This window comes from Nodosilinea sp. FACHB-131 (assembly GCF_014695395.1).
Taxonomy (GTDB): domain Bacteria; phylum Cyanobacteriota; class Cyanobacteriia; order Phormidesmidales; family Phormidesmidaceae; genus Nodosilinea.
Genome location: NZ_JACJOF010000023.1, coordinates 151,328 through 175,943, shown reverse-complemented (window position 1 = coordinate 175,943; position 24,616 = coordinate 151,328). Strand labels below are relative to the sequence as shown.

General features: G+C 53.8%; 27 protein-coding genes and 1 tRNA gene. 16 read left to right on the top strand and 12 right to left on the bottom strand.

Going from position 1 to position 24,616, the window contains the following annotated elements; genetic code table 11:
* Positions 1-25: 25 nt before the first annotated feature.
* From H6F75_RS14645 to H6F75_RS14625, 5 genes are all read right to left on the bottom strand, one after another.
* The gene (locus tag H6F75_RS14645; RefSeq protein ID WP_190753204.1) at positions 26-985 is read right to left on the bottom strand and encodes an aldo/keto reductase family protein; all 960 of its coding nucleotides are present in this window, start codon (positions 983-985) and stop codon (positions 26-28) included.
* A 173-nt stretch (positions 986-1,158) separates the two neighbouring features.
* Positions 1,159-2,109: an SDR family oxidoreductase gene (locus H6F75_RS14640; protein WP_190753203.1), complete on the bottom strand. Its 951-nt coding sequence runs from the start codon at positions 2,107-2,109 to the stop codon at positions 1,159-1,161.
* Positions 2,110-2,269: 160 nt separating this feature from the next.
* Entirely contained in the window at positions 2,270-2,830 is a 561-nt protein-coding gene (locus H6F75_RS14635; protein ID WP_190753202.1) for a DUF2231 domain-containing protein, read from the bottom strand.
* A gap of 659 nt (positions 2,831-3,489) precedes the next feature.
* Entirely contained in the window at positions 3,490-5,133 is a 1,644-nt protein-coding gene (locus H6F75_RS14630; protein WP_190753201.1) for an alpha-amylase family glycosyl hydrolase, read from the bottom strand.
* Positions 5,134-5,343: 210 nt separating this feature from the next.
* Positions 5,344-5,850 carry a vitamin K epoxide reductase family protein gene (locus H6F75_RS14625; RefSeq protein WP_190753200.1) on the bottom strand — a complete coding sequence of 169 codons (507 nt, stop codon included), beginning with the start codon at positions 5,848-5,850 and terminating at the stop codon, positions 5,344-5,346.
* A 37-nt stretch (positions 5,851-5,887) separates the two neighbouring features.
* On the opposite strand from H6F75_RS14625, the gene H6F75_RS14620 reads away from it, so the two are divergent.
* Positions 5,888-6,049, top strand: a complete 162-nt coding sequence (locus H6F75_RS14620) for a hypothetical protein (RefSeq protein ID WP_190753199.1) — start codon at positions 5,888-5,890, stop codon at positions 6,047-6,049.
* Positions 6,050-6,074: 25 nt separating this feature from the next.
* On the opposite strand, the gene H6F75_RS14615 is transcribed toward H6F75_RS14620, so the two are convergent.
* Complete coding sequence (locus H6F75_RS14615; protein ID WP_190753198.1) at positions 6,075-6,629, bottom strand: hypothetical protein; 555 nt, start codon at positions 6,627-6,629, stop codon at positions 6,075-6,077.
* Positions 6,630-7,035: 406 nt separating this feature from the next.
* Here H6F75_RS14615 and H6F75_RS14610 point away from each other — a divergent pair, with 406 nt between their 5' ends.
* Both H6F75_RS14610 and H6F75_RS14605 read left to right on the top strand, forming a co-directional pair.
* Positions 7,036-8,199, top strand: a complete 1,164-nt coding sequence (locus H6F75_RS14610) for a Gfo/Idh/MocA family oxidoreductase (protein ID WP_190753197.1) — start codon at positions 7,036-7,038, stop codon at positions 8,197-8,199.
* A 75-nt stretch (positions 8,200-8,274) separates the two neighbouring features.
* The gene (locus tag H6F75_RS14605) at positions 8,275-8,493 is read left to right on the top strand and encodes a hypothetical protein (protein WP_190753196.1); all 219 of its coding nucleotides are present in this window, start codon (positions 8,275-8,277) and stop codon (positions 8,491-8,493) included.
* A 230-nt stretch (positions 8,494-8,723) separates the two neighbouring features.
* Here the strand turns inward: H6F75_RS14605 and H6F75_RS14600 are convergent, their stop codons facing one another.
* Complete coding sequence (locus H6F75_RS14600; RefSeq protein ID WP_190753195.1) at positions 8,724-8,861, bottom strand: hypothetical protein; 138 nt, start codon at positions 8,859-8,861, stop codon at positions 8,724-8,726.
* Positions 8,862-9,358: 497 nt separating this feature from the next.
* Here H6F75_RS14600 and H6F75_RS14595 point away from each other — a divergent pair, with 497 nt between their 5' ends.
* The 4 genes from H6F75_RS14595 to H6F75_RS14580 all read left to right on the top strand — a co-directional run bounded on the left by H6F75_RS14595 (position 9,359) and on the right by H6F75_RS14580 (position 12,760).
* Positions 9,359-10,096 carry a hypothetical protein gene (locus H6F75_RS14595; RefSeq protein WP_190753194.1) on the top strand — a complete coding sequence of 246 codons (738 nt, stop codon included), beginning with the start codon at positions 9,359-9,361 and terminating at the stop codon, positions 10,094-10,096.
* 94 nt (positions 10,097-10,190) lie between these two features.
* Positions 10,191-10,616 carry a hypothetical protein gene (locus tag H6F75_RS14590; RefSeq protein ID WP_190753193.1) on the top strand — a complete coding sequence of 142 codons (426 nt, stop codon included), beginning with the start codon at positions 10,191-10,193 and terminating at the stop codon, positions 10,614-10,616.
* A 183-nt stretch (positions 10,617-10,799) separates the two neighbouring features.
* Positions 10,800-11,318, top strand: coding sequence for a hypothetical protein (locus tag H6F75_RS14585; protein ID WP_190753192.1), 519 nt, complete (start codon positions 10,800-10,802; stop codon positions 11,316-11,318).
* 653 nt (positions 11,319-11,971) lie between these two features.
* A complete protein-coding gene (locus tag H6F75_RS14580) occupies positions 11,972-12,760 on the top strand; it encodes an META domain-containing protein (RefSeq protein WP_190753191.1) in 789 nt (262 codons plus the stop codon).
* 236 nt (positions 12,761-12,996) lie between these two features.
* On the opposite strand, the gene H6F75_RS14575 is transcribed toward H6F75_RS14580, so the two are convergent.
* Positions 12,997-13,710, bottom strand: a complete 714-nt coding sequence (locus H6F75_RS14575; protein WP_190524014.1) for a response regulator transcription factor — start codon at positions 13,708-13,710, stop codon at positions 12,997-12,999.
* A gap of 285 nt (positions 13,711-13,995) precedes the next feature.
* A tRNA-Asn gene (locus H6F75_RS14570) sits at positions 13,996-14,067 on the bottom strand.
* Positions 14,068-14,274: 207 nt separating this feature from the next.
* Here H6F75_RS14570 and rpmI point away from each other — a divergent pair.
* The 8 genes from rpmI to H6F75_RS14530 all read left to right on the top strand — a co-directional run bounded on the left by rpmI (position 14,275) and on the right by H6F75_RS14530 (position 19,159).
* Positions 14,275-14,472, top strand: coding sequence for a 50S ribosomal protein L35 (gene rpmI, locus H6F75_RS14565; RefSeq protein WP_073609358.1), 198 nt, complete (start codon positions 14,275-14,277; stop codon positions 14,470-14,472).
* Positions 14,473-14,526: 54 nt separating this feature from the next.
* Entirely contained in the window at positions 14,527-14,877 is a 351-nt protein-coding gene (rplT, locus tag H6F75_RS14560) for a 50S ribosomal protein L20 (RefSeq protein ID WP_190524018.1), read from the top strand.
* 49 nt (positions 14,878-14,926) lie between these two features.
* Positions 14,927-15,694, top strand: coding sequence for a transporter substrate-binding domain-containing protein (locus H6F75_RS14555; protein WP_190753190.1), 768 nt, complete (start codon positions 14,927-14,929; stop codon positions 15,692-15,694).
* A 43-nt stretch (positions 15,695-15,737) separates the two neighbouring features.
* The gene (locus tag H6F75_RS14550) at positions 15,738-16,277 is read left to right on the top strand and encodes a tetratricopeptide repeat protein (RefSeq protein ID WP_190753189.1); all 540 of its coding nucleotides are present in this window, start codon (positions 15,738-15,740) and stop codon (positions 16,275-16,277) included.
* 160 nt (positions 16,278-16,437) lie between these two features.
* Complete coding sequence (locus H6F75_RS14545) at positions 16,438-16,599, top strand: hypothetical protein (RefSeq protein WP_190753188.1); 162 nt, start codon at positions 16,438-16,440, stop codon at positions 16,597-16,599.
* Positions 16,600-16,669: 70 nt separating this feature from the next.
* Positions 16,670-17,755 (top strand): thiamine phosphate synthase, encoded by a 1,086-nt coding sequence (locus H6F75_RS14540; protein ID WP_190753187.1) that lies wholly within the window; start codon positions 16,670-16,672, stop codon positions 17,753-17,755.
* A 126-nt stretch (positions 17,756-17,881) separates the two neighbouring features.
* The gene (gene thiS, locus H6F75_RS14535; RefSeq protein ID WP_190753186.1) at positions 17,882-18,106 is read left to right on the top strand and encodes a sulfur carrier protein ThiS; all 225 of its coding nucleotides are present in this window, start codon (positions 17,882-17,884) and stop codon (positions 18,104-18,106) included.
* A gap of 105 nt (positions 18,107-18,211) precedes the next feature.
* A complete protein-coding gene (locus tag H6F75_RS14530; RefSeq protein WP_190753185.1) occupies positions 18,212-19,159 on the top strand; it encodes a DUF1517 domain-containing protein in 948 nt (315 codons plus the stop codon).
* Between the two features lie 165 nt (positions 19,160-19,324).
* Here H6F75_RS14530 and H6F75_RS14525 read toward each other — a convergent pair whose 3' ends face one another.
* Together H6F75_RS14525 and H6F75_RS14520 are read right to left on the bottom strand one after the other, a co-directional pair.
* A complete protein-coding gene (locus H6F75_RS14525) occupies positions 19,325-19,948 on the bottom strand; it encodes an exopolysaccharide biosynthesis protein (protein WP_190753184.1) in 624 nt (207 codons plus the stop codon).
* Between the two features lie 23 nt (positions 19,949-19,971).
* The gene (locus tag H6F75_RS14520) at positions 19,972-22,797 is read right to left on the bottom strand and encodes an HAD-IC family P-type ATPase (RefSeq protein WP_190753183.1); all 2,826 of its coding nucleotides are present in this window, start codon (positions 22,795-22,797) and stop codon (positions 19,972-19,974) included.
* Positions 22,798-22,887: 90 nt separating this feature from the next.
* On the opposite strand from H6F75_RS14520, the gene H6F75_RS14515 reads away from it, so the two are divergent.
* Complete coding sequence (locus tag H6F75_RS14515) at positions 22,888-23,979, top strand: ATP-binding protein (RefSeq protein WP_190753182.1); 1,092 nt, start codon at positions 22,888-22,890, stop codon at positions 23,977-23,979.
* Between the two features lie 17 nt (positions 23,980-23,996).
* Here H6F75_RS14515 and H6F75_RS14510 read toward each other — a convergent pair whose 3' ends face one another.
* Positions 23,997-24,419, bottom strand: coding sequence for a thioesterase family protein (locus H6F75_RS14510; protein ID WP_190753181.1), 423 nt, complete (start codon positions 24,417-24,419; stop codon positions 23,997-23,999).
* Positions 24,420-24,616: the final 197 nt, after the last annotated feature.

Below are 24,616 nucleotides of genomic sequence, written 5' to 3'. Positions count from 1 at the left end.
GGCGATCGCAGCTAAACTCAGCGCTTTACGACCTGGCTGCCTGCGGCAGGGCCGGAGCCAGTACTCCGTCGATCTCCTGCAATACTTCAGAGCTGAGATCCACCCCAGAGGCAGCGGCATTGTCGGCCACCTGTTCGGGACGACTTGCACCGATAATCGCCGATGTCACCCGCCGATCGCGCAGAATCCAGGCGAGGGCTAGTTGGGCCATGGAGAGGTTGAGCTTTTGGGCAATGGGCTGGAGGTTTTGCACGGCACTAAGAACGCGATCGCTTTTCAGCTCGTTCATAAACCCATTCATTTTGTCGTTGGCAGCGCGGGAGTCTGAAGGCGGTGTAGCCCCCGGCTTGTATTTGCCCGTGAGCACCCCCTGGGCTAGGGGTGACCAAACAATTTGTCCAATGCCGTGGTCGGCACAGAGGGGAAAGACTTCGGCCTCGGGCTGCCGCCACAGCATAGAGTATTGGGGCTGGCTAGAGACAAACTTTTCGACGTTGGGCAGGTCCAGCGCCGCCTGAATCTGGGCAGGGCTCCATTCGCTAAAGCCGATATAGCGGGCTTTACCCTGCTGCACCACCTCGGTGAGGGCGGCCATAGTTTCTTCAAGCGGCGTGTTAGGATCGTAGCGATGGCACTGGTAGAGATCAACATAGTCGGTGCCCAGGCGCTGCAAAGAGGCGTCGATCTGTTTGTGAATTTGCGCTGCCGACAGTCCCTGATCGCTTGGCGACATAGGAAAAAAGACCTTAGTGGCCAGCACGTAGGAGCTGCGATCGCGCCCCCGCAGTACCTCTCCTAAAAATGACTCCGCAGCTCCACGTCCGTAGACGTTGGCCGTGTCAATAAAGTTGATGCCGACGTCAAAGGCCTTGTGCACACAGGCTTCCGCCTGCTGCCGCTCTACCCCACCGCCGTAGGTCAACCACGACCCCAGGGCCAGCTCCGAAACGGTGAGGTCGCTATCCCCCAGCTGCCGATATTTCATCCTAAATCTCCTTCATTGGTTAAATTGAGACAAAATCTAGAACCCTGGGCTTGAGCTGACGGGGCTGGGCGACTAACAGAACCCCCATAAAACTGGGTCTGAGGACGGGTTCAGATTATGCCAACCAGCCCACCCGTCCCTCAGCGTTGTCTCGGAGGGCTTTCTGCTGTCAGTTAGACGCGGTTCCCGAATATAAGCTTGAGCAGCCAGTCCGACAGACTGGGCACGGTGAGGTGATTAAAGTCTCCCTTCACCTGCTCATAGCCCGGCATTGGCTCAAACAGTCCGTCTGGAGCCTGAGGAGCTTTCAGATCGTCGGTGCGCTGACCGCGAAAGCCCACGTAGTTGAGGGCAACATCCATTAGCCCCGGCGACAACCGCTGGCCCCAGTCAAGCAGGCGACCGACATCACCCACGATGTAGTCGCGGATTGGGTTCTCAGCAGCATAGAGAATGGCATCGGTGACCAGGCTCGGGTCGTAGTAGGGCGGAATGCCTGTGGGCTTAACGCCGACTTTGGTGCGCATGTGGTTGTAGAAGGGGGTGTTGATCACCGCTGGCTTAATGCTGGTGACATTGATGGTAGACCCCTCGTGCTCCAGCTCTACCCGCAGCGATTCGAGAAAGCCCTCCAGCCCGTGTTTAGCTGTGGAATAGGCGCTCTGCAACGGCAGTGCCCGTCGCCCCTCCATAGACGAGATGGCAATCAGCGAACCTCGTCCCGCTTGTTTGAGGTGGGGCAGGGCCACCTTGGCCCCGTAAACCTGACCCATCAGGGTAACGTCAATTACCCGACGAAACTCTTCAATGGTCATGGTCTCGAAGGGGGCGAGGATGCCGGCGGCGGCACAGTGCACCCAGGTGTCGATGCGGCCAAAACTGGCGATCGCAGCATCGGCGATCGCGCTGACCTGCTCAAATTGGGCGACATCGGCTGTGACGGCGATCGCCTCTCCGCCCAGCTGCTGAATTTCTTTTACCAGCGACGCTAAGCCGCTCTCGTTGCGTGCCGCCACGACAACTTTAGCGCCGCGCTGGGTCAACTTTAGGGCGGCATCGCGACCGATACCGCTAGAGGCCCCCACTACAACGACAACCTGCTGGTTAAGTGGTTTAAGCTCCATGAAAAATCTCTACATTTCCTAAATTAGGGCCTCGGACCAAATCTTGAAGTCAACCACCCCCAACACCAAAAGAGGCAACGTTCTAAAATCAAACGGGGTTTGCCCCAATAGGATTTGGGGGCAGTCAAACTAAGCTTGAGATAAATCGATATCAACTCCGTCAGGACAAGTGGGTTTCACCTGGTCCTACAATCCCTACCTTGTGGCGGAACATCAACTCACCGCCAAACCAACCACTGGCCAGCAGTAGCACCGACACCACCAAAGACAACACTAAGCCAGTTGGCAAAATATTCGTTTCTGGGTTGCCCAACCGCAGTGCAAAGTTGCCAATGCTCAATACCAGCACTGCCACGTTTAGCCCCATGTGCAACCAGCCCGCCTGACGTTTGCGCGCCCTGGGAATACGAACGAAGTCAAACATGCCAGTGATAGCGGCGGCCACCCCAGATAGCAGACCCACCCCCAACAGCCAAATCGAAGCTTGTGCCCAAAACTCGCCTTTGGTTAGCCAGTAGCCCAGATCAGCACCAGCTACGCCGCTGAGAAATGCAACTGGGAAAATTACAATAATCGGATGAATTGGGTGGCCCAAAATAGCTACGGTGCTGGTGATACCGGTGCCATGATATTCGGTGGCGCGACTGTCAATCAGCGGTGGAATATTTGGATAGGGAACATCACCACCCTGCTGATTTTGTTGAGTTTCTCGTGTTTCCATACTGCCTCTTAGGTACAAAACTATACTGTCAACCCTTAGCGCTCTACCGGTCCCCAACGCCTAACCCTGCTCGAAACCACTGAAATGTTGCCCTTGCACGTACGTCCCTTAAGGGGAAACGGGAAAAACCCATGGGTTGTCAAAGCTAAGGGCCATATTTTCTAGCGTTGGAACAAGGCGTCACCGTTGCTACTTAGAGAATCGCCATTCCGTTCTTGCCCGTTGTGACACAGGCACAATGCTCAGCTTCCAAAATTTTGCAAATGGGGGCCGCCTCTCAACCAGAGATTGATAGTCATTGCTATGGCACTTTGATCAAGATCTGACTAGAGCCTTCAGCACAAAGCATTCTGTGGAATGGCTACCAGGGAACACTTGCTCTACCAGGAGTCTAGTGACTAGCCCAGCCTATTTCGTCTTCCTTAAGAAGTATCTGCCTATTTCCTAAGGGGGAATAAGCAGCAGCAGCAATGCCACACCTCAGGCGTAGGTTTCAAGGTTCTGCTTCACTGGCAAGGGTGTGGCAAAAAAGATCTTTTTTGCCACACCCTTGTACCCTCTACTAAAATCTAAGTCCTTGAGTCTGTCACTGTGTCTGTCAAGGTCAGAGAGGCTCAATCAGTCACTCGGACCACAGTCGTTTCCTTCACGGCAACTCTTTAGACCAGTACCTTTGCCTCGTATTCGGGTAAATCTGTTATCCAAACACCATCATGCACTTCGATATCGTAGTCGCTAATCCATTCGTGCCAGGTATTTCCCTGGGGAAAGTTTTTAACTTCGTAGTCAGCTAGATATTGGTCTGAGAAATTGATGACAACAACAACACGAGATCCCTCATCGTTCCAGCGAATATAGGCCAGCACTTTAGAATCTGGATCCTCGTAGAAAAACTCTACATTTTCGGTGCGCAGGGCATAGTTGTCTTTGCGAAGATTAATCAGACCTCGGTAGTGCTGCATCAGGTCATGGTTGCGATCGTTCTTCAGCAGTGTCCAATCAATTTTGGCTGATTCCAGGGTTTTGGGTTGGTGGGCCCCAAACTCTTCTCCCATCCAGATCAAGGGCACGCCCATAGCAGTCATCACCAAAACGGCCCCTAGTTTCGCTCGCTTAAAGGCGGTTTCGTCAAAGATTTCATGGTTGGCGAGCTGCACCATTAAGCGATCGTGGTCGTGGTTGCTGAGATAGTTAATGGCGTTGACAGCCCCTAAATAGCCTGACTGCTTGGCATCAATTAGCTCCTTAACGGTATCTATACTGGTCTCATCTCCCCACAGCACAGGCAGCAGCTGGTGCAGAAATCCATCGCGCCAGCAGGCATCGAGGGGGCCTTCTAAATTGGTGGCATCGGGAGATTCGGGAATGAGTTCTCCGATGTTGTAGAAGGGTTTGGGCTGAGCCTGCTTGCTTGTTTCTTCAGTAAGCTGTCCCAGAAAGTCAAAGTGGCCCATTTGGCTGACGGCATCAAATCGGAAGCCGTCAATGTGGTATTCCGTAATCCAGAAATGCAGGACGTCTTTGACGAATTCCTGAGCGGGACATAGATTCAAGTTTTCGTCGTAGTGATCGTAATCAAATTCTGGTCCCCAACTTTGCTCAGGGTCTTTAGGTTCGCTTCGGTACCAATAGTTATAGTCAATTTTTGTCAGCGGAGCCTCAGAGCCCGAATGGTTGAGAATAATATCTAGAATGACTCGAATGCCTCGAGCATGGCACTCATCTACTAAATGTTTAAAGTCTTTGCTGCTGCCATAGGCCGACTCTACTGCGAAATAATGGTGAGTATTGTAACCCCAGCCCTGCTCACCAGGAAATTCCTGAATCGGCATCAGCTCAATGGCATTTATCCCTAAATCGCAGAGGTAGTCGAGCTTTTCGGTAATATGCTTAAGCTGCCCACGCAGATCGGAATCATCCTCTCCGCCAGAAAAATCGCTAACCAGAACCTCGTAGATGATCAGCTCTTCGTTTTGTGGCAGTGCTTTATCATCGTGATGCCAAACATAATCGTCAACTATAGGTTCGCCGTCCTTAACATGCAAAACAGCGGTTTGATTGCTTTCGTCTACGTGACTAGCTCTTGGATCAATGACCTCAATCCACTGATCGGGTTCTAGAAAAAAGCTTTTAGATTGAACCCGAAACTTGTAGTCGTAGTGACCATCATCTAAGTCAACTTGGGTGCGAAAATAGCCGTCTTCTCCTTTTTCCATAGGGATGTCTTTCCCTTTGGTAAAGGAACTAGTCAAAACTGCGCCCTTGTTGTAGGGAGCGAACAGCTTAAACTCAACAGAGACCATAACCACACCTTTCTCTTCTTAGTGTGTCTTAATTTGATGCTAAAGCTTCTGTTTTTTACCTATCCTTGGGCAGAAATTACTGGTGTCTCGTTTTCCTGAAGTTGAAATAGGCAACTGGTACCAACTACCGTAATTGTGTGTTGGCCTAAAGCCGTGCTTACACTGTTGGCCAATGTGGCACGGCATGATGGGATCATTCCAGAGACTGGTTTAGTCAGTCTTTGCGAGCAGGGCTTGAACGGCGGTGGTTATCTCTGGTATTGCGATCGCAAGTGACGCAAACGTTGCCAGCGTTGCTACTTGGCAGTACTCACATAGAGCCTTGTTTTCTGCCCATTCCTCTCGTGCCAATTCCGCAGTCAGAAAGGCGTCAAACAAGAGCTTAGCCCCCATCGCTAAAGGAATCAGCGGCTGCTCTCGCCCTCGGTTTTCGCCGCCCATCGAGGCTAGCCAAGCGGTAATGCCGTAGTTAACCGTCATTAGTGGTCCGTCGGGGCTATTGAACCGGCTGTAGGCGTAGTTAGAAGCATCGACTTTATTGGCATCAAAAAGTGGGCCAGGTAGGCTAGGTAGCTCTTTGACTACCCCCGTTTGATATAGGGTGATGACTTCTCCGATCGCCGCTCCTAACATGGACAAGCCGATGATCTGACGGCGTCTCTCTAGATCGGGGCTGCTGCCTTTGCGGAGTTCGTAACTCAATTGTGTTGGGTTCATGGGTTTGCTGGGGTTTAGGGTTTAAAGTTTAGGGTTGATGAAAAACGGAGAGTTTTTACTTTTCATCGCTCAGTTTCAAGCTTTTTGTTCAAAGTCTAAACTCAGAACTCAAGCCGGTGATTTTCTAAGCTTTGATGATTTCCAAGATGAAAAACTTGGAGAAATACCAAAGTTTAGAAAAGGCAACTTGGTTGCTTAAAGTAACCTTAAGACAACTCTTCGGTTTAGGACTGAGGCTTAGGGTAGATGCCCCAGGCTTGAATATTGTGTTTTATCAGGAGTGGCTCGACCTGGTTGATTTCGTCCTGGGTGCCATCTATTACCACCATAAAATCTTCGCCAAGGAGGCGATCGCAAGCAGTTCCAATCTGATCTTCAGGAAGGCCTAAAGACTTTAATCCCTCCTTTAAATTCATGGTTGCAACAGCCCCTGCCCCTTGCCCAGCCGCAACAGTTAGAAAAGCCGTTCCAAGGGCACCGACAGCAATCACAGTTCCAGCGCCTGGTATCGCTAGGCTGCTCAACCCACCCAACAATCCGCCCCAGAGGGCACCCGTCAAAGCGTCCTCTGACCAGCGTTGAGAGGCATTAATATCCTGGCCTTTAACCCGGTGGCCCGTGGTTGCCCCCCCTGCTACCACATCTTTTTTTAGCTGTTTGGCTAAAATTGATACCTGATTCATGGCAAAGCCAGTCGATTCTAGAGCCTTAGCCGCTTGCTCTGCCTGGTCTTCCTGAGCGAAAAAACCAATGCCTCTATGGGTAAGTTGTGCTGCCATTAGGGTCTCCTAGCCAACCGGATGCAGGGCGTTACGTGTGTGCCTAGTTCCATCCTTCGCCTTTTGCCAATAATCCTCATCAGCCCGCAGATACAGTATTTTTTCTGGTTCGAGAGTGGTTCTTTAAAACCTTTGGCGATCGCTCAACTACCGCTATCTAGCTAGTTTGATACAACTCGTTACCTTAAATCTCCACCTAAGCTTTTTAAGCGTCAATCTCAGTCGCTTCCAAGGCAATATGTTGATTTCTTTCTAACTAAAGGCAGAGCTATAGCCATGGTCAATCTGCCTCACTTGTCAGAGGCCAAACTCAGCTCTAGTGTTTAGCCTAAGGGCATCGATCCCTACGGATTGCACTGCTGTGGAGAGCAGCTGCGATCGTGTCAGTCTTCTTGGAGCTCCCACCATGACTGCGTCTCAAAATTCACTTAGCGATCGCGCTGTCTCTGAAGAGATTCAATCCTCCCCAGAGAATCGCATACGCTACGCCGTAGTAGGGCTTGGCTGGTTTGCCCAGACCGCAGCCTTGCCCTCCTTCCCCAGTTCTGAAAACTCCGAAGTCGTGGCCTTAGTTTCTGATGACCCCACCAAGCTGCAAGAGCTTAGCCAGAACTACGGAATTCAATATACCTACAGCTATGAAGAATACGAAGACTGCCTCAGAAGTGGAGCGGTAGATGCCGTCTATATTGCGTTGCCCGACCATCTGCACTGTGAGTACACCGTGCGGGCGGCAAATCACGGTATTCACGTGCTGTGCGAAAAACCGATGGCCACAACCGTAGCCGAAGGTGAGCGCATGATTCAGGCATGCCAAAATAACGGCGTCAAGCTAATGATTGCCTACCGCCTCCACCTTGACCCAGCCAATATGCAGGCGGTTGAAATTGTCCAATCAGGGCAAATTGGGCAACCTCGCATTTTCAACTCCGTCTTTTCGCAACAAGTTAAGGGAAACAATATTCGGCTCCAGAAGGCCACTGGTGGCGGTGCTTTAGAAGACATCGGCATCTACTGCATTAACGCCGCCCGGTATCTGTTTCAAGCTGAACCCGTTGAGGTGTTTGCTACAGCCGCCAATAACGGCGAAGAGCGGTTTCGTGAAGTCGATGAAATGATCAGTGTCATACTCCGCTTTCCCGATCAGCAACTGGCAAATTTCACCGTCAGTTTTGGGGCCAGTCCGGTTTCGACTTACCACGTCATCGGCACCAATGGCGATCTACGGCTAGAACCAGCCTATGCGTGGGATACAGAAATCACTCACCACCTAACCATCAATAACGAATCCTCCCAGCAGACCTTTGGCCCCCATAGTCAGCTAGCAGCTGAGTTTACCTATTTCTCTAACTGCGTTATGCAGAACAAAGACCCGGAACCATCGGGGATAGAAGGGCTTAACGACATCCGCATCATCTGTGCCCTGCATGAATCGATTCGGCAGGGCAAACCCGTCGTTCTCGACCAGATAGATTCTGTCCAGCACCCGACAGCTGACCTAATCACGGTTCGCCCAGCCAATGCAGACCACGCTGACCTTGTCCATGCGGCTAGCCCAGAGGATAGCTAGAGCGATGAAGCTAATTAAATCTCAAATTGACTGCACTCAAACCCAAAATCTCTACGTCCTACTTAGGAATAAATTATGACTACTAACCCACCCACCTTTCATGATGAACAAAGCTTGGCAGACGCAGCAGAAGACCTTGGCAACCAAGCTTTACAGCAGGGGTTAATCCACAGCTTTGTCGTGCGTCACTTTGCCGACACGCGGCAATTTTATATTCCCGATGAGCATCACGAGCCCCTCACACCAGAGCAGGCTTATTTGCAGTTAAAGGCGCTGCTGAAATCATCAAATTAACCCTAGCCCAACGAATTAATGACCTCACGAGCTTCTAAGTAGCGGCAGTTCTCGCGAAGGAGCGCAGGCGTTCCCATTCTCTTGCCTAAAATTTTTGTTTTGCAGCAGCGATCGCCGCTGCTATAGCACTCGTCAAAATTAGCATTATCACAAAAAGTGCCGCTGGATCAATTTAATCCATCTAGCGGCACTTTAACTATAGCGGGTTGTTGTTAACTACGTCGTTATTGCTACTCAGAAACTTCAGCCTCAGCTTCCTTCTTCTTCTCTTCCCGCTTCTTTTCCCCTTTTTCGTTGATGTTATCAACAAATTCTGTGATGCGCTCTTCGTTCTTTTCGGCGTAAGACTTGTGCTGTTTATCAGTCATAGGATTAACCTCAGTAGTCAAATTACTCAGGTTTCAGTCTAGCGGCAGCTCTAGGCACTACCCTCTACTCAATGAGTGATTTAATCTAAACGACGTTCTACCACAAGGACTAATACCAATCGAAATAGCGGAACACCTTAAATGATTCCGCCTTATCTCTATCAGGCCGACTAAACTCTACATCCCCTAGCCCACAGGGTATTTGACCACAAAGTGTTGAGAAGTCAATCGATGCTCTAAGAACATTCATCAATCGACTTCAGTAGTTTAGGTGGCTGAGAAGATGCAGGCTGCTAGCGATCGCTAACTTGACCTAACCCCCTAAAGGGCAACGCTTGTGAACGGTACCCACTATAGGATCTCCTCCTTTCTACAATTTTTGATCCCTCCAATGAGCGATAAGGCTAACCGAGCGCAACCTTTAGGATATTAACCAAAGCAGCGATCGTCAGCTTTGCAATAGCTGCTGGCTTCGCACAACAAGGAGGAAGCACGACATGGCTTCACAACACAGACGAGCGGTAGGTATTTTCTCCAACCGTCCTAAAACAGCATCGGCTCTACAAGCCCTTAGTGACTCATGGCGAAGCCTGAGTCACGTGTCGGTGATTGCTAAAGACTCCGAGCGACAAAGCGCGATCGCAGGGGTTAAAGTCACCGACGAGGCTGGCAACCACGCCGACAAAGCTGGCACCGTCGGCGCGGTGACAGGTGGCGTGTTGGGAGGAGTCACCGGTCTACTGGTGGGCCTTGGCACATTAGTTATTCCTGGCGTTGGCCCTGCCGTACTGGCGGGAGAAGCTGCCGCAGTGGTGTCTACGCTGATCGGCGGGGCCGCTGGAGCAGCAGCCGGTGGTGTGGCAGGTGCCCTGGTTGGTTTGGGCATTCCTGAGCACCGGGCCAAGCAATACCGCGATCGCATAGCCCGAGGCGAATACCTCGTTATGCTCAAGGATACTGAGCCTGAAATCGCTCGGGCAGAACGCACCCTCAGGGCGGCGGGCATTGAAGATTGGGGAGTTTACGAGACTCCAGCCGATGCATCTTACGCCAGAAGTGGTTCTCCCAACGCCACATTCAATGGAACCGCTGACGTTGTCCAGGGGCGAGGCAATCCCTACAACCGAGTCGATCATCCCATGGATGAAGCTTACCCTTACGACGATTCTCGTCGAGGAGGGGAGGTGCCCCAGGCCGCTGGACTACCCCATGCCTCCAACCCCTTGGAGCCCTAAAACGTTCGAAAGTTAGCAGCTGAGTTGGGAGGGCCGTTTGGCCGCGCCCATGGCTAGCACTGCTAAACATGCTGTCGTTATTGAGGAAAAACCCGTGAATTTCTTAAAGTCTATCCGTCTTGGCGTAATCGCCCTGTGTTTGGGAGTAATCTTGCTCACCACCAGCGCCTGTGGTAGCGCTACTCAAACCAGCACCGCCCCTAGGCTATCGCCTACCAGTGCCTATACCCAGCTCGAACGGGGTGACACCGCTAGTGGCGAAAGCTACGGGCGATGGGTCATGCAGACTGCAAAAGGATTGGTCAGCGATGCTTTTGTACGTGACAACAACAAACTCGGCGTTGTGATCTCACCAGATGTGCAGCCCCGGGAGGTAAAAACCTTGGCCCAGTCGCTGGTGCAGGGGTTCCACAAAAAGTTTCCCAATCGGGATCTGAGCGTCTTGGTCTATGCACCTGACAAAGAGCTAATTTTAACCGCCAAATATGACGATACGACTCGGCAGGTCGAATACCAATAGGTGACGACGCTCCCTAATGGCTCGCCTAAACCGAGATATCAGTCTCGAAAGTGCTAATCACTGCAACGTTCATAAGTTGCTTGAGGAAGGGGAGCTTTGAGAGTAGCGGTTTTTTTCAGCTCTGAAACGCTGTAGAGACCGGTCAGATTGGAATCAAAAAACAAAAATTTGGAGAGTTACGCTATGAGTAGCAGCAAAGATTACAAACGTGAAATCATGAATGACTTGGCTGGTGGCAATGTTGAAGGCATCGATGCCAAAGCTACCCAGCCCGAGAAAGAGTATGCCAACTTTGACGATTTCGCCAATCGTTCGTCTCGTAACGAGCGCCGGGAATTATTTGGGCGCGGGTTTCACCCCGATCGCATCCCCACCAGCGAAATGGAGCCTGAGCTGCGCAAAGCGATCGCTCAAATCAAGCCCCAGCAACGAGACGATGTTGCTCGCGATCTATTCAAGCATCTCAAAGAGCGTGGTCTCCACGATCGAGATCTAGAGAGACAGCTGGGGCTATCGACCCACCACACCGGCCGCATGAATGAAGATGACGTCTCTAAGCTGGCCGCTTTCGCTTACCACAACCACCCCGATGTCTTTCAGGAAGTGCTGGCTGACCAACCCACTATTCTCAAGTTTTTGAGCAATCCGATGGTGGGTGCGGCTGTGGGAGCGATCGCCGCCAAGTGGCTGGGCAAGCGCTAAGAGCCCTGACTCTGTTGCCCAGCCTGGAGTTAGGCTGGGCAGCAAAAGCCTTCCCTTAGCAGCCATTAGGGGTTAATGCACCCGTGAAGAGTTCAGGGAAAAGACCTCACTGGCTGTCCAACACATTAGTCCTTGCGGTTGCCTACCAAAAAGAGCCCGCCTGTTTAAACGGGCGGGCTCTTTTTTGAGAAGACTATTAAACATCCAACACAGCAACCAAAGTTTCAATGTATAAGTGATTAATTTAACTGGTGAATTTAGTCAAGCCACAAAACAACATTGATAGATCTTGGAAAGAAGCGACTTTACAGGGAATTGAGTAGAAATAAAAATATGAAATTTATAGGATGCTATGTTTCTAAATCTACTGTTTTGGAGATTGAATAACATTAAAAATTATGGATTTTGCAATCTAAGAGTTGACGTTTTTTAGAGGATGTTGCAATTATTAGGGTGCTTGTAGCCCGCTTAAAATTAGGCATCAACTAGATGTTTCAAGCCAAGCTGAGTTTATTCAAAACTAGGGCTGCACGATTATCTGGGCCATAAATCCTGGTGAGCTGACCATGTTGGCTGAGCAAAATTTCGTCGTCAGCCACGGCTGTATGGCTTTATTGCTCCTGATCGACTCATTAAAAACGTTGGGTGATTTTATGATTTCATCTCGCTCTGCTGCGGTATTAGCGGCAGCCTCTGCAGTCTTCTGGGGAGCCACGGCCTGTGTAACTCCATCCTCTGGTCCTGGTGTGCCACCCCTCACGGGCAGCATCTGGGAACTCCAGCAAATTCAGATGAACGATGGCACACTGCTAACAGCAGATCCGCCGCAAAACTACACGGCGGAGTTTGCTGAAGACGGACAGGTGTTTGTCAAAGCCGACTGCAATCGGGCGATCGGTCAATTTACGGAATTCGCCGACGGACGAATTACGGTTTCTATGGGGCCAACTACCCTAGCCGCTTGTCCAGAGGCAAGCATCAGCTCTCAGTTTTTGCAGGCGATGAACAACGCTAACTCTTTCTTTTTCCAAAACGACGATCTATTTATTGAGCTAAAGTTTGACAGCGGAACGATGCAGTTTTCGAGTACCCCTACCCCAGCCCTGGTTGGCACTCTATGGAAGCTGCAGCAAATTCAGTTCAGCGATGGCAAGCTGCTGGTCGCCGATCAGCCCGATCACTACACTGCTGAGTTTTTAGACGATGGCACTCTGCTGGTGCGAGCCGACTGTAACCGAGGTCGGGCCGATTTCACAACCACCGACGATCGCACCCTTCAAGTCTCGTCCATTGCAACCACCAGAGCCGCCTGCCCCGAGGGGTCAATTGGCAACGAATTTGTGCAGGCTCTGGGGAACTCTGGCACCTACTTTTTCCAAGACGGCAATCTTTTCGTAGACCTAGCCTTTGACAGCGGCACCATTCAGTTTTCTGCCGACTGAGGCTTAACGCCAGTAAAAAAGGCCACCGTAGGGGTCAACATTGTTTGCCCTGTCAGACTAAAGCGGGCAACCAGGATTGGGATTACTCTCAGATTGATATAAAAAGTAGAGGGTTGCTGGAACCCTCTGTTTTTTGGCCTCTACTTATATACAAGCCTTTTACACCTCAGTTGGAGCCTGGAGTAGTAGACAAGCATTAAACAGAGACCGGGCGTCCTGTATCCCTTAGGCTGGCCCTACTCTACAGTGACAGCAGGCAACTCTAAGCAGTAGCCGGCTCCGTAGACGGTCTTGATAAATTTAGGATGCCGAGGATCAGGCTCTAGCTTAGTGCGCAGGTGCCGTACGTGAACTCGAATAGTTTCGATATCGTCGTTGGGCTCGTAGCCCCACACCTCTTGCAAAATTTGGCTAGGAGATACCGTCTGACCGTGGCGCTGAAGCAGGCAGTGCAATAGCTCAAACTCCAGATGGGTGAGCTTGACGGTGCCGTCAAACCAAATCGCTTCGTAGCGCTCAGGAATTAGGGTGAGAGGGCCGTAGTTGAGAATTTCGCTGTGTTTAGCCGCCTGGGGAATGCGATCGGTGCGGCGCAGCAGAGCGCGTACCCGAGCGAGCATTTCATCTAGCTCAAAGGGTTTGGTGAGATAGTCGTCGGCCCCAGCGTTAAAACCATCGACCTTATCCTGGGTCTGCGATAGGGCCGTGAGCATTAGCACAGGAATTTCGGCGGTGCGGCGATCGCGGCGGAGGCGCTGGCACACGGTTAGCCCATCCACCTTAGGCAGCATCAGGTCGAGCATGATCAAATCTGGCAGCAGCTGCACAGCTAGAGCCTGACCCTTGATACCATCTCCAGCCTGGTTGACGTCGTAGCCTGCCATTTCCAAATTGACGGAAACAAGCTCCGCGATCGCGGGATCATCATCAATGACAAGAATACGAGGCATTACCAACTAGACCTGAAACCCTAAAACAACACTCACTCAGCTAGAGGCAAGCCACAAAGCTTTGAGTAGCCTAGCATCACAACGTAAAGAGCCGTGTCGGAATAATACAATTCCTCGATAAATTATAAGCAGAACCCTTAAATTTTCCTAAGTAAACCGGATTACAGCTCGCCGAGCTTAAGCTTTTCTTTAGGTTCTAGAGCAAACTTAGGTACTGCTCGTCAGATCCCTAGAGATCTACTGACGCAGAAAAACCACTGCTTGTACCAACTATTAGTTTAGAAACTCCCCAGGTAGGATTCGAACCTACGACCAATCGGTTAACAGCCGACCGCTCTACCACTGAGCTACTGAGGATTAATCGCGAAGCCGCGAAGCTAATAATAACGATAAGTGTGCAACCTTGACAACCCTTTGGTGAAAATTTCTGGCTTGGCCCCGATCTCAGCTATCTAGCGGACACTCTAAGGGTGGCTTCGCGCTGCAGCGCTATGGCTGAATTTCGTGCTTCCATAGCGGGCCACTCATGGTATAGTCAAAGACTGTGTCGAAATTGTGGTAACCATGCCCAAGCTTAAGTCTCGCAAAGCTGCCGCTAAGCGCTTTCGTCGCAGTGGCAGCGGCAAAATCATGCGTCGCAAGGCGTTCAAGAATCACATGTTGCAGCACAAAAATGCTGAGCGTCGTTCTCGCCTGTCCAAGATTGCCTTAGTGTCAGAAGAAGACGCTCCCAACGTGGAGCTAATGTTGCCCTACCTCTAGGTAAGGGCTTTGAGTCTGCTAGTAGTCATTAATAGTTCCAAGGGTTAAACAGTCATGGCACGTGTCAAGCGCGGCAACGTAGCACGCAAGCGCCGCAACAAAATTCTCAAGCTGGCAAAAGGGTTTAGAGGGTCGCACTCTAAACTGTTTCGCACAGCCAACCAACAGGTGATGAAGGCGCTGCGATACGCCTATCGCGATCGCCGCAACCGGAAGCGCGATTTTCGCCGCTTGTGGATCACCCGCATCAACGCGGCTTCTCGCATGCATGGTCTGAGCTACAGCCAGCTGATTGGCCAGCTCAAGAAAGCCAATATCGACATCAACCGCAAAATGCTGGCCCAAATGGCCGTGCTTGACCCCGATGGGTTTGCCAAGGTAGTTGAAGTTGCCAATCAATCTTAAGGATTGGCCCAGACAGTAGGAGCAGTCGTAGTTTAGGCACGGCCGCGCCATGACATGGAACTGGCTTGGGTTTGGTTTAGCACTGGGGGCGCAGCTAGCTGTGCTCCCAGTTTTTGCTGCGGATCTTGACACCATTCACGCCCGTGGCCACTTGGTAGTGGCGGTGCGAGATGGCTGGCGACCCCTGAGTTTTCGCGATCGCGAAGGCGACCTAGTCGGCTTAGAGGTTGACATAGCCCACGGACTGGCGACAGCTATCTTTGCTGACCCCGCGGCGGTTGAGTTTGTAGTCGTGCCCAACAGCGAGCGACTGCCGGCGGTGCTGGAAGATCGAGCTGATATGGCGATCGCTGGCCTCACCTTGACCTCGGGTCGCCAGCGGCTGGTGAGCTTTAGCCCACCCTACTACCTCGATGGCACCGCCGTGCTGGTACGCGATCCCCAGTTGCAGAGCCTGAGTGATCTCCAGCGCCAGCGGCTAGGGGTGCTGCAAGGGGCAAGTACCGTAGCGGTACTTCGCTATCTGCTGCCACTGGCCATCCTCACCCCTCTAAATAGCTATCAAGATGCCTTTGATCGCCTCAGCACAGGCCAAATTGACGGCTTTGCTGGCGATGTGACGGTGCTGAGCGGGTGGCAGCAGGCCCACAGCGACTATTATTTAGTGCCCAGCCTGCTGTCGGCTGAACCCCTGGCGATCGCTCTGCCTAAGGGCACTCAGTACAATGAGTTGCGTAGCCTGGTCAATCAGACCGTCATCGATTGGCATCAAAGCGGTTGGCTAGAAGAACGGACCACCTTTTGGGGGTTGCCCTAGCCATGGCAAGATAAGGTAGTTCTCAAGTGCAGACAAAGACCGCATGGAAAACAGCAACCTGCTCCTTATTTATCTGGGTATTCTGCTGGCGTTGCTGAGCGTTGCCGCCTTTTTTGTGGTGCGCCAGGTGCTCAAGACCCGCCGCATCGAAAGCACTTTGGGGCGACTTCAGTCACGGTTAACCAAAGAAAAGGGCACCGCTCAGGAGTATTACGAGTTGGGCAGTCTACTGCTCGACAAAAAGCTCTACACCCAGGCTGCCCTCTACCTCCAGCAGGCTATCAAGCAACTGGGTAACGACGAAGCCGAAAACGCCGCCGTGGTTTATAACGCCCTGGGCTACTCCTACTTTGCCCAAGACCAGTACGACCTGGCCATTCGCAATTACAAAGAAGCGCTCAAAATTTCGCCTGAGTACGTCACCGCCCTCAACAACCTAGGCCACAGCTACGAGCGCAAGCAGCTCACCACCCAGGCTCTGGAGATGTACGAAGCCGCACTGGCGCTTGAGCCCAAGAATTCCACTGCCCGCCGCCGCTTCGACTCGCTCAAAAAGCGCGTTTCTCCTGCCGAAAAATCATAGCTGCCGGGCTAAACCTCCTTTGGCTAAGCCTTCTTCTAAGCAGGCGTTATGAAAATACAATCTGCAGGGTATATAAGTAGGTATAGGGATCCTGCTATGGCAGGATATTGCACCGATACTCTACCTCTTTCTGCTCTTCATTGTTTTTCAGGGAGTGGTTATGCGCCTCGATACTGGTACTCCGCTTACTCGGTTTTTCTCAGCGCTAGTGACTATTTTGGCGCTGCTGGCCTTTGGCTTCGTGGCCTGGAAGGCTTTTGATGTCTGGCGTTCTGACCCGGCGGTAGAAGGCATTCACGACATTTTGCAGCCTAAGCAGTAGCACCCTTGCCTAATCTCTGCCTGGCCCTTGCCTGGTAGGATGTGGAGGTTCTTTGCCCCACAGTGTTTCCATGCCGGAGTTAACCGGGCTGCCAGTGCTGCCCACTCGTGCCGATGCTGCCGTTTACCGAATTCTCGATGCCAACCTCGATCGCGCCCGCGAAGGGCTACGCGTTATCGAAGAGTGGTGCCGCTTCGGGCTGAATAACTCAGCTCAAACCGAGCAGATTAAGCACCTGCGGCAAACCCTGGCCCAGTGGCATACCCCTGAGCTACGCCTGTGCCGCGATACGCCCGGTGACCCCGGTACTGCCCTCACCCACCCCCAGGAGGCGGAGCGCACCAGTGTGACAGCGGTGCTTCAAGCCAACTTTTGTCGGGTGCAAGAGGCCCTGCGAGCCCTCGAAGAATACGGCAAGCTCTACCGTGATGATCTAGCGGCAGGGTCTAAGGTCATGCGCTACAAGATTTACGCTTTAGAAAGCGAAATTTTGGGTAGTCATCGGCTGCAGCGGCTGCGCCAGGGCTTGACTTACCTGGTGACATCGCCAAATGATCGCCTGCTGCCCATTGTTGAAGCTGCACTGCAGGGAGGCATTGCCCTGGTGCAGTACCGCGACAAAGATGCAGACGACCACCTGCGCCTAGATCTAGCTCAAAAGCTGAAGGATCTGTGCCACCGCTATGGAGCGCTATTTTTAATCAACGATCGCGTCGATCTTGCCCTGGCCGTGGAGGCCGACGGCGTCCACTTGGGCCAAACCGACCTGCCCACCGTCACCGCCCGCCAACTGCTGGGCAGTCAGTGCATCATTGGCCGCTCAACCACCAACCCCGACGAAATGCAGCGGGCGATCGCAGAGGGCGCTGACTACATCGGCGTTGGCCCGGTCTATGCCACCCCTACCAAACCCGGCAAAGCAGCCGCTGGCCTTGACTACGTACGCTACGCTGCCGAGCACGCCACCGTGCCCTGGTATGCGATCGGCGGCATCAACACCGAAAATCTGAGCGAAGTGTTGCAGGCTGGAGCTGAGCGAGTCGCCGTCGTGCGGGCGCTGCTCGAAGCCGAAAATCCCACCCTGATCGCCCAATACTTTGCTGCTCAAACCAACCACCGTCGAACCTTTCACACCGTCGCTACCCCCACTGGTTGAGCCGCTATCAAGTTGATTAACTGTCGCAAACAATGGGATTTGGGGTGCAAGGTATAGGGTCTAAGGTTGCCATACATCCCTCAACCCCAAACCTTGAACCCCTACACCCTATACCCGACTTTCCCCATGAACGACCCCACCACCGACAACTTTCATCTTCTCGTCAACGGCGAATCTCAGCCCTGCGCTCCTGGTACGCTGCTGCCCAATTTTCTAGAATTATTAGGTCTGAATCCTCGCCTGGTGGCAGTAGAGTACAACGGCGAAATTCTTCATCGTCAGTTGTGGGAAACTACCTACCTGCGTCCTGATGACAGGCTAGAGATTGTCACCATTGTCGGGGGCGGTTAGGGCCATTAGGTACGGGTTTCCGCCGTTAGTTGGCCAAGCAGCAGCAACACTTCGCGTTACATTAAAGACATAAAGCAATCCACGTTAGCACTCCGGTTTTACGCGATGGTTAAACAACTTTTTCAACGCCTTAAGCCGTTTTTGAAGCCTCTGATGGCCATGGTCCTGGCCGTAGTGTTGGTGTTCGGCACCGCTCAGGGTGCCTGGGCCGCTGCGGGTGGCCGTATAGGAGGCGGTAGCTTCCGGGCTCCGGCTCCTCGCATGAGTCCGGCCCCTCGCACCTATGCCCCCGGTGGCGGTGGCGGCTACTATCCCGGCGGTGGCTTTGGCTTTCCGTTTTTATTCCCCTTTATTGGCATTGGGGGTGGTTTTGGCGGGTTGTTTACCCTGCTGATCTTTATTGCCATCGCCAATGTAGTGGTGCGCGGTCTCAGGGGCGCAACCGCTGGTGACGACTACGACTATGCCGCTCCTGCTAGCAGCAACCCACCGGTGTCTATTGCTAAGCTCCAGGTAGGGCTGTTGGCCGACGCTCGCGCTCTGCAAGACGACCTCAACCGCTTAGCAACCACGGCAGACACCGGTACCTCTCAGGGTCTGGCCAAACTGCTGCAAGAAACTACCCTGGCTCTGCTGCGCCATCCCGACTACTGGGCCTACGCCGCCAGCGAAGACAAGCAAACCCGTCTGCTGAGCGCTGAGCAAGAGTTTAACCGCTATACCCTCTCGGCCCGCAGCCGGTTCAGTGCCGAAACCCTGTCCAACGTCAACAACCAGCTTACCCAGGCTGAGCCCCAGGCTCTGCTAACGGGCGACACTGACCAGGCTCCCGGCGAATATATTCTTGCCACGGTAGTTGTGGCCACCCAGGGCAAGCTTGACCTGCCTGATATTTACTCCTCGGCCGACCTGCGCCAGGCCCTGAGCCAGATTGGTGCAGTCTCCGGCGAAAACCTGCTAGCGGTGGAAGTTCTTTGGACGCCACAGCAGTCAGGGGAAACCCTCAGCAGCGATGAGCTAATTTCTCAATACCCAGAGCTGAAGCTGATTTAAACTGCTTTTTAGCTTACAAATTACAAAAAAGCCCTTTGGTAAACAAAGGGCTTTTTTTAAGGTCTATGGCTGCTGGTGGATAGCGAAGTCAAAGCCACCGCTAGTTTGGAGAAGGTCTCCTGGAGTTTGAATGCCGCTACGGGAGAGCAGGGAATAGAATCGGCTCTAGCGTTGAAACCAATTTTGGAGTAGTTCGGGCGATCGCCACAGCAGATAACCCACCAAGCCAAAGGTACTGGTAATCAATCCTGTGGCTACATAGCCCAAAATCATTACTACGCCATCGGCTTCGAGGGTGGCCACCACAAAGATCAAAATGCCAACCGTAGGGATGGGATTGGTAAAGGGAATTGGACTCATCAGCAGCAGCGTCAGCCAGCTAATACATAACCCGTTGATGCGCCAGATGGTGGATCGGTTGGCAAACCTTGGTAGACGAGGCCGCACAAACCGCTCGGTGACTCGCGTTACCCGTTTGAGGTTGCTGAGCACCGTTTTGGCCAGCACCGACGGGAACTGAAACTGAGCGACTCGTCGGGGTAGCCAGGGCGATCGTCGTCCCACCGCCATCTGCAACGACAGCAGCAGACAGGCCGACCCCAGAATGGTGGTAAACCCCGGTGGCATGGGGAACAAGAACGGCAGCACCAGTAGCCCAATCACCAGGCAAAAGCCCCGCTCGGCGGTTTCATTGAGCACGTGGGAGATAGTTAGCGGCTGCTCGGCGACGCGCTCTAGCAGGACTTTGATTTCCTGGGAAAAGCTGTGTTGAGGAGAGTCAGAATCCATAGGGGTGAGGAAGTTGGGTGGGATTAAAGCACATGTTTAGACCCATTGGGCAGACCCGGCTGCTTGCGCCGTAGCGACAGTTGAATGACCAGTTTTTCGAGCTCTAGCCAGGCAAACATGAGAGCGCTAAAGCCGAAGCAAATGGTCAGTTCTGAGGCTGACAGGGGATGAAGGCCGAAAAATTGCGCCAGGACTGGAACGTACAGTAACAACACTTGCAGGCCGGTGGTGAGTAAAACCGCACCCCATATGTAAGGATTCGACAAAGGATTGAGCTGAGCTGTTAAGCGTGTGTCTGAGCGAGCCGCCAGGGCATGGCCCATCTGGGCTAGGCAGAGGGTTGTGAATACCATCGTCTTCCAGGTGTCGGGATGACCGGGATAGCCGGGGGCATTGGTATAGCGGTAAGCCCAGCCCATCAGGCCAATCGTCAGCACCGCCAGCACGATACCCACCCGCACCATGTAGGAACCCAGGCCGCGAGCAAAGATGCTCTCGCGCGGATTGTGGGGCGGACGCTCCATCACGTCGGGTTCGGCAGGTTCCATAGCCAGAGCCAGGGCGGGCACACCATCGGTCACTAGGTTCATCCACAGAATTTGCAGGGGCGAAAGGGGCACGCCACCCAAGCCCATAATCGGGGCGGCAGCGATGGTGAGCACCTCGCCAATGTTGCTGCCCAGAATGTATTTGATGAAGCGGCGAATGTTGTCGTAGACGACTCGGCCCTCTTCGGTGGCCGCCACAATGGTGGCAAAGTTGTCGTCGAGTAGCACCATGTCGCTGGCTTCTTTGCTGACGTCGGTGCCGGTGATGCCCATGGCAATGCCAATATCAGCCTGCTTAAGGGCGGGAGCGTCGTTGACGCCGTCGCCCGTCATGGCGACAAATTCGCCCTGTTTTTGCAGCGCTTGCACGATGCGCAGCTTGTGCTCTGGGGCTACGCGAGCGTAGACGCTGACGTGGGGAACAGTTTGCTCTAGTTCCTCTGAGGAAAGGTGGCTCAGCTCGCGCCCAGTCAGGATAGTGTCGCCGGGTTGGGCAATGCCAAGGGTTTCGGCGATCGCCTTAGCGGTCAGTGGGTGATCACCTGTGATCATCACTGGGCGAATGCCGGCTCGCCGACAGTCGATTACGGCGTCGCGCACTTCGGGGCGTGGGGCATCTAGCATGCCCACTAGACCCAGCCAGATCAGGTTCTGCTCCTCGGGCTCTAGGTTGCCGTTAGGGTTGGCTACGTTCGTAGGCTTCATGGCAAAGCCCAGCACCCGCAGGCCACTGGAGGCCATGGCGTCGTTGTGGGCCAAAATAGCCTGTCGCTGAGCCTCAGTGAGCGGCACGGGCTGCCCCTCGCCCTGGCTAGTGCTACAGCGCTCTAGCACCAGCTCGGCGGAGCCTTTAGTGAACATCACCTGGGGGGCCAGAGGCCAAGCAGCATCGCCATGGGCCTGCACGAAGACGCTCATGCGCTTGCGCTCTGAGGTGAAGGGCACTTCGCCGATGCGATCGCTCTGTTGACTCAGCTTCTCTTGATCAAAGCCACCTTTGCCCGCTACGGCCAGCAGGGCTCCCTCGGTGGGGTCGCCCAGCAGGGTCCAAATGCTGCCTGACTGGCTGAGGTTGGCATCGTTGCACAGGGCGCAAGCCATCAGCAACGCCTGGAGGGACGGGTCAGACTGAGGGGAGATAGCGGACCCATTTTCCAAGAGGTTGCCTACGGGGGCATAACCCTCGCCGGTCACCTCATACTGGTGTTCTACGGTTTTAACCTGCTGCACCACCATTTTGTTTTGGGTCAGGGTGCCGGTTTTGTCGGAGCAGATGGTGGTGACCGAGCCTAGAGTTTCTACCGCCGGCAGTTTGCGAATCAGGGCGTGGCGTTTCACCATGCGCTGGGTGCCCAGGGCTAGGGTGACGGTGATGACGGCAGGTAGACCTTCCGGTACCACGGCGACGGCCATGCTGAGGGAGACTTCTAGCAGCTCATCGAACAGGCTGAGATCGCCGGTGCGCAGCAGCCCCGCCACTACTACTAGGGCTACGAGCACCAGGGAGCCGGTCACCAGCACATTCCCCAGCTGGGCCATGCGCTGCTGGAGGGGCGTGGGCTCTGACTCCACCGACTGAATTAGGGTGGCAATGCGGCCCAGCTCGGTGGTCATTCCCGTTTGGGTGACCAGCACGGTACCGCGTCCTTGGAGAACTTCGGTGCCTTGGTAGACCAGGTTGAGGCGATCGCCCAGGGCAGATTCGTCCTCTAACAGCAGCTCAGGCTGCTTGATTACCGCTTCGGCTTCGCCAGTTAGGGCGGCTTCGCGCACCTGCAAATTGGCGGCGCTGAGCAGACGGCCGTCGGCGGGCACCTGCACCCCCGCCTCTAGCAGCACCACATCGCCTGGCACCAGGGCTTTGGCGTCGATTTCCTGCTCCTGGCCCTGGCGAATGGTGCGCACCCGGGGGGAGGTCATGTTTTTGAGGGCGGCCAGGGCTTTTTCGGCCTTGCTCTCTTGCAGGTAGCCTAAAATGCCGTTTAGCAGCACAATGGCAAAGATTGCGATCGCATCTTTAGGAAAGCCCCCCTCGCGCAGATCGAGCACCAGCGACACCAGCGCCACCGCGATCAGCATCAGCAGCATGATGTTTTTGAACTGGTCCCACAAAATTTCCCAGGGGCTACGGGTGGCCCCCTCCTGAAGCTCGTTGGGGCCATAGACCTGCTGTCGGTGCTCGGCTTCGCTGGGGCTTAACCCTTCGGGGCTGCTCTCTAACAGCGCGATCGCCCGCTCCGGGGTGAGGGTATGCCAAAGGTTAGCAGACGCGCTTTTGCTGGGGATGGTGCTTTGGGCCACGGGTGCAATTTACCTCAAAAATCAAGTGCTACTATTCGCCAGTATCTAGCCTATATTTATAGCACTAAAAAATAGTGCAGCTCCGCCTCAATGTTCAATCCGTTTGTGCCGCAGTCGCTGATTTGCCGAGAAAGCGAATTAGAGCGCGTCTGCGCCCTGCTCCGTCAAGACAGCGATTTTGTCGTCACCGGCGTGCCGGGCATTGGCCGCCGCACCCTAATTCGCAGCGCCGCCTATCAGGAGGGCTCGCGCTGTCTAGAAATCGATCTGCTGCGCTGCCGCAATGCCGGTCAATTTCTGCGGTTTTTGGCCGATGGCATTGTCGACGCCTTCTCAGAACCAAGTGAAATTGCCCAGATTCAGCGGTGGAGCCAGAATCAGCCCCTCAGCGTCGATCAGACCCTAGAAGCCGAAGCACGACTGGTGTGGCCCAAGACCCTGGGCAAAGAGTGGCCCTTGTTTGAAGACCTACTGTCGCTGCCGCAGTACCTGGCAGAATGGCTCAACTGCCAGGTGGTAATCATCTTTCACAACTTCCCTCACATTCGCTCGTGGGATCGTCAGGGCAAGTGGGAAAGCCACCTGCGCCAGGAGATTGAGCGGCAGAACCGGGTTAGCTACGCCCTGATCGCCACCGTGGCCGAACCCTGGATGACCGCCAGCCAGCTGCCAGTGATTGCGCTCACCCCCCTGAGCGATCGCGAGCTGCAACCCTGGGTGATTAGCACCATGGCCACAGCGGGCCTCAAGTTTGACCCCGAAAGCCAGGCCCTGGAGCTATTTCTCAGCTACGTGCAGGGTCACATGAAGGATGCCATTACCCTGGCCCAGCGTTTGTGGTTGGGCTGCAATGCGATCGCCTCACCAACCCCAGAGCTAATTCAGGCGCCCCTGGTGCACAGCACCATGCTGGGTCTGGCCCAGGATATGGCGGTTGTCTTCGAAGCTCTGCTGCTGCTGCTGCCCTCTACCCAAGCCCGCGTGCTCGAAAGTCTGGCCCTCGACCCCACCGACAGTCCTCAGTCCAACGCCTATATCAAGAAACACCAGCTCTCGAGGGGCGGTGGCCTCCAGGGGGCACTCACCAGCCTGGAGCAAAAGGGCTTAATCTACGGCCCCCAGTTCGGTTACCGGATTGCGCTACCGCTGCTCGATTTTTGGCTCAAACAGCGGCTGCGGTAGTCATACATTGAAGCGATTTAGAGAGCTTCTGCGGCGGTTACCAATTCAAAACAGCCTGACACGGAGACGGGAATGGTGCGGGGGCGATGGCTAACTGCATCGACAAAGACCCACTCGGTTGCGCCGGTTGCCAGCACGGTGTCGTCGCTGAGGCGCGAAAATTTGTACTGACGAGTGCTGCGGGCTTTGCGCAGGGTGGTGATCCAGGTGGTAAGGCGCAGGCGATCGCCCCCAAAGGCTGGGCGCAGGTAGGTGATCTGGTGCGATCTTGCTACCCAGGTAGCCCCTAGGGCTTGAGTTTCGGCGGTGCAGCCGACGCTGGTGGCGTGGGCAATGGCGATATCTTGCATCCACTGCACGTAGGCGACGTTGTTGACATGGCCGTTGCCGTCGACAACCTCAGTTGGCACAACAAATTCGTGGTGGTAGAAGGCTTTCATGAACTAACCAAAGGGTTGGAGGAGCGCAATGGGGGCTGAGCCGCGTTGAGGAAGAGCCGAACCTTTAGTACAAGCTAAAACGCCTCACAAACTAATTACTCGAAGTTCTAAACACTTCGCGGTCTGATGCCGATCACGCTCCTCTAACAATACCTACTCGGCTTCCGTTCTAGAGTCTGCGCGATCGCCCCTTCCTT

Bases quoted from the DNA above. Each gene is read 5' to 3' on its own strand.
- H6F75_RS14645 (WP_190753204.1), bottom strand. From the start codon at position 985: ATGAAATATCGGCAGCTGGGGGATAGCGACCTCACCGTTTCGGAGCTG.
- H6F75_RS14640 (WP_190753203.1), bottom strand. From the start codon at position 2,109: ATGGAGCTTAAACCACTTAACCAGCAGGTTGTCGTTGTAGTGGGGGCC.
- H6F75_RS14635 (WP_190753202.1), bottom strand. From the start codon at position 2,830: ATGGAAACACGAGAAACTCAACAAAATCAGCAGGGTGGTGATGTTCCC.
- H6F75_RS14630 (WP_190753201.1), bottom strand. From the start codon at position 5,133: ATGGTCTCTGTTGAGTTTAAGCTGTTCGCTCCCTACAACAAGGGCGCA.
- H6F75_RS14625 (WP_190753200.1), bottom strand. From the start codon at position 5,850: ATGAACCCAACACAATTGAGTTACGAACTCCGCAAAGGCAGCAGCCCC.
- H6F75_RS14620 (WP_190753199.1), top strand. From the start codon at position 5,888: ATGAAAAACGGAGAGTTTTTACTTTTCATCGCTCAGTTTCAAGCTTTT.
- H6F75_RS14615 (WP_190753198.1), bottom strand. From the start codon at position 6,629: ATGGCAGCACAACTTACCCATAGAGGCATTGGTTTTTTCGCTCAGGAA.
- H6F75_RS14610 (WP_190753197.1), top strand. From the start codon at position 7,036: ATGACTGCGTCTCAAAATTCACTTAGCGATCGCGCTGTCTCTGAAGAG.
- H6F75_RS14605 (WP_190753196.1), top strand. From the start codon at position 8,275: ATGACTACTAACCCACCCACCTTTCATGATGAACAAAGCTTGGCAGAC.
- H6F75_RS14600 (WP_190753195.1), bottom strand. From the start codon at position 8,861: ATGACTGATAAACAGCACAAGTCTTACGCCGAAAAGAACGAAGAGCGC.
- H6F75_RS14595 (WP_190753194.1), top strand. From the start codon at position 9,359: ATGGCTTCACAACACAGACGAGCGGTAGGTATTTTCTCCAACCGTCCT.
- H6F75_RS14585 (WP_190753192.1), top strand. From the start codon at position 10,800: ATGAGTAGCAGCAAAGATTACAAACGTGAAATCATGAATGACTTGGCT.
- H6F75_RS14580 (WP_190753191.1), top strand. From the start codon at position 11,972: ATGATTTCATCTCGCTCTGCTGCGGTATTAGCGGCAGCCTCTGCAGTC.
- H6F75_RS14575 (WP_190524014.1), bottom strand. From the start codon at position 13,710: ATGCCTCGTATTCTTGTCATTGATGATGATCCCGCGATCGCGGAGCTT.
- rpmI (WP_073609358.1), top strand. From the start codon at position 14,275: ATGCCCAAGCTTAAGTCTCGCAAAGCTGCCGCTAAGCGCTTTCGTCGC.
- rplT (WP_190524018.1), top strand. From the start codon at position 14,527: ATGGCACGTGTCAAGCGCGGCAACGTAGCACGCAAGCGCCGCAACAAA.
- H6F75_RS14555 (WP_190753190.1), top strand. From the start codon at position 14,927: ATGACATGGAACTGGCTTGGGTTTGGTTTAGCACTGGGGGCGCAGCTA.
- H6F75_RS14550 (WP_190753189.1), top strand. From the start codon at position 15,738: ATGGAAAACAGCAACCTGCTCCTTATTTATCTGGGTATTCTGCTGGCG.
- H6F75_RS14545 (WP_190753188.1), top strand. From the start codon at position 16,438: ATGCGCCTCGATACTGGTACTCCGCTTACTCGGTTTTTCTCAGCGCTA.
- H6F75_RS14540 (WP_190753187.1), top strand. From the start codon at position 16,670: ATGCCGGAGTTAACCGGGCTGCCAGTGCTGCCCACTCGTGCCGATGCT.
- thiS (WP_190753186.1), top strand. From the start codon at position 17,882: ATGAACGACCCCACCACCGACAACTTTCATCTTCTCGTCAACGGCGAA.
- H6F75_RS14530 (WP_190753185.1), top strand. From the start codon at position 18,212: ATGGTTAAACAACTTTTTCAACGCCTTAAGCCGTTTTTGAAGCCTCTG.
- H6F75_RS14525 (WP_190753184.1), bottom strand. From the start codon at position 19,948: ATGGATTCTGACTCTCCTCAACACAGCTTTTCCCAGGAAATCAAAGTC.
- H6F75_RS14515 (WP_190753182.1), top strand. From the start codon at position 22,888: ATGTTCAATCCGTTTGTGCCGCAGTCGCTGATTTGCCGAGAAAGCGAA.
- H6F75_RS14510 (WP_190753181.1), bottom strand. From the start codon at position 24,419: ATGAAAGCCTTCTACCACCACGAATTTGTTGTGCCAACTGAGGTTGTC.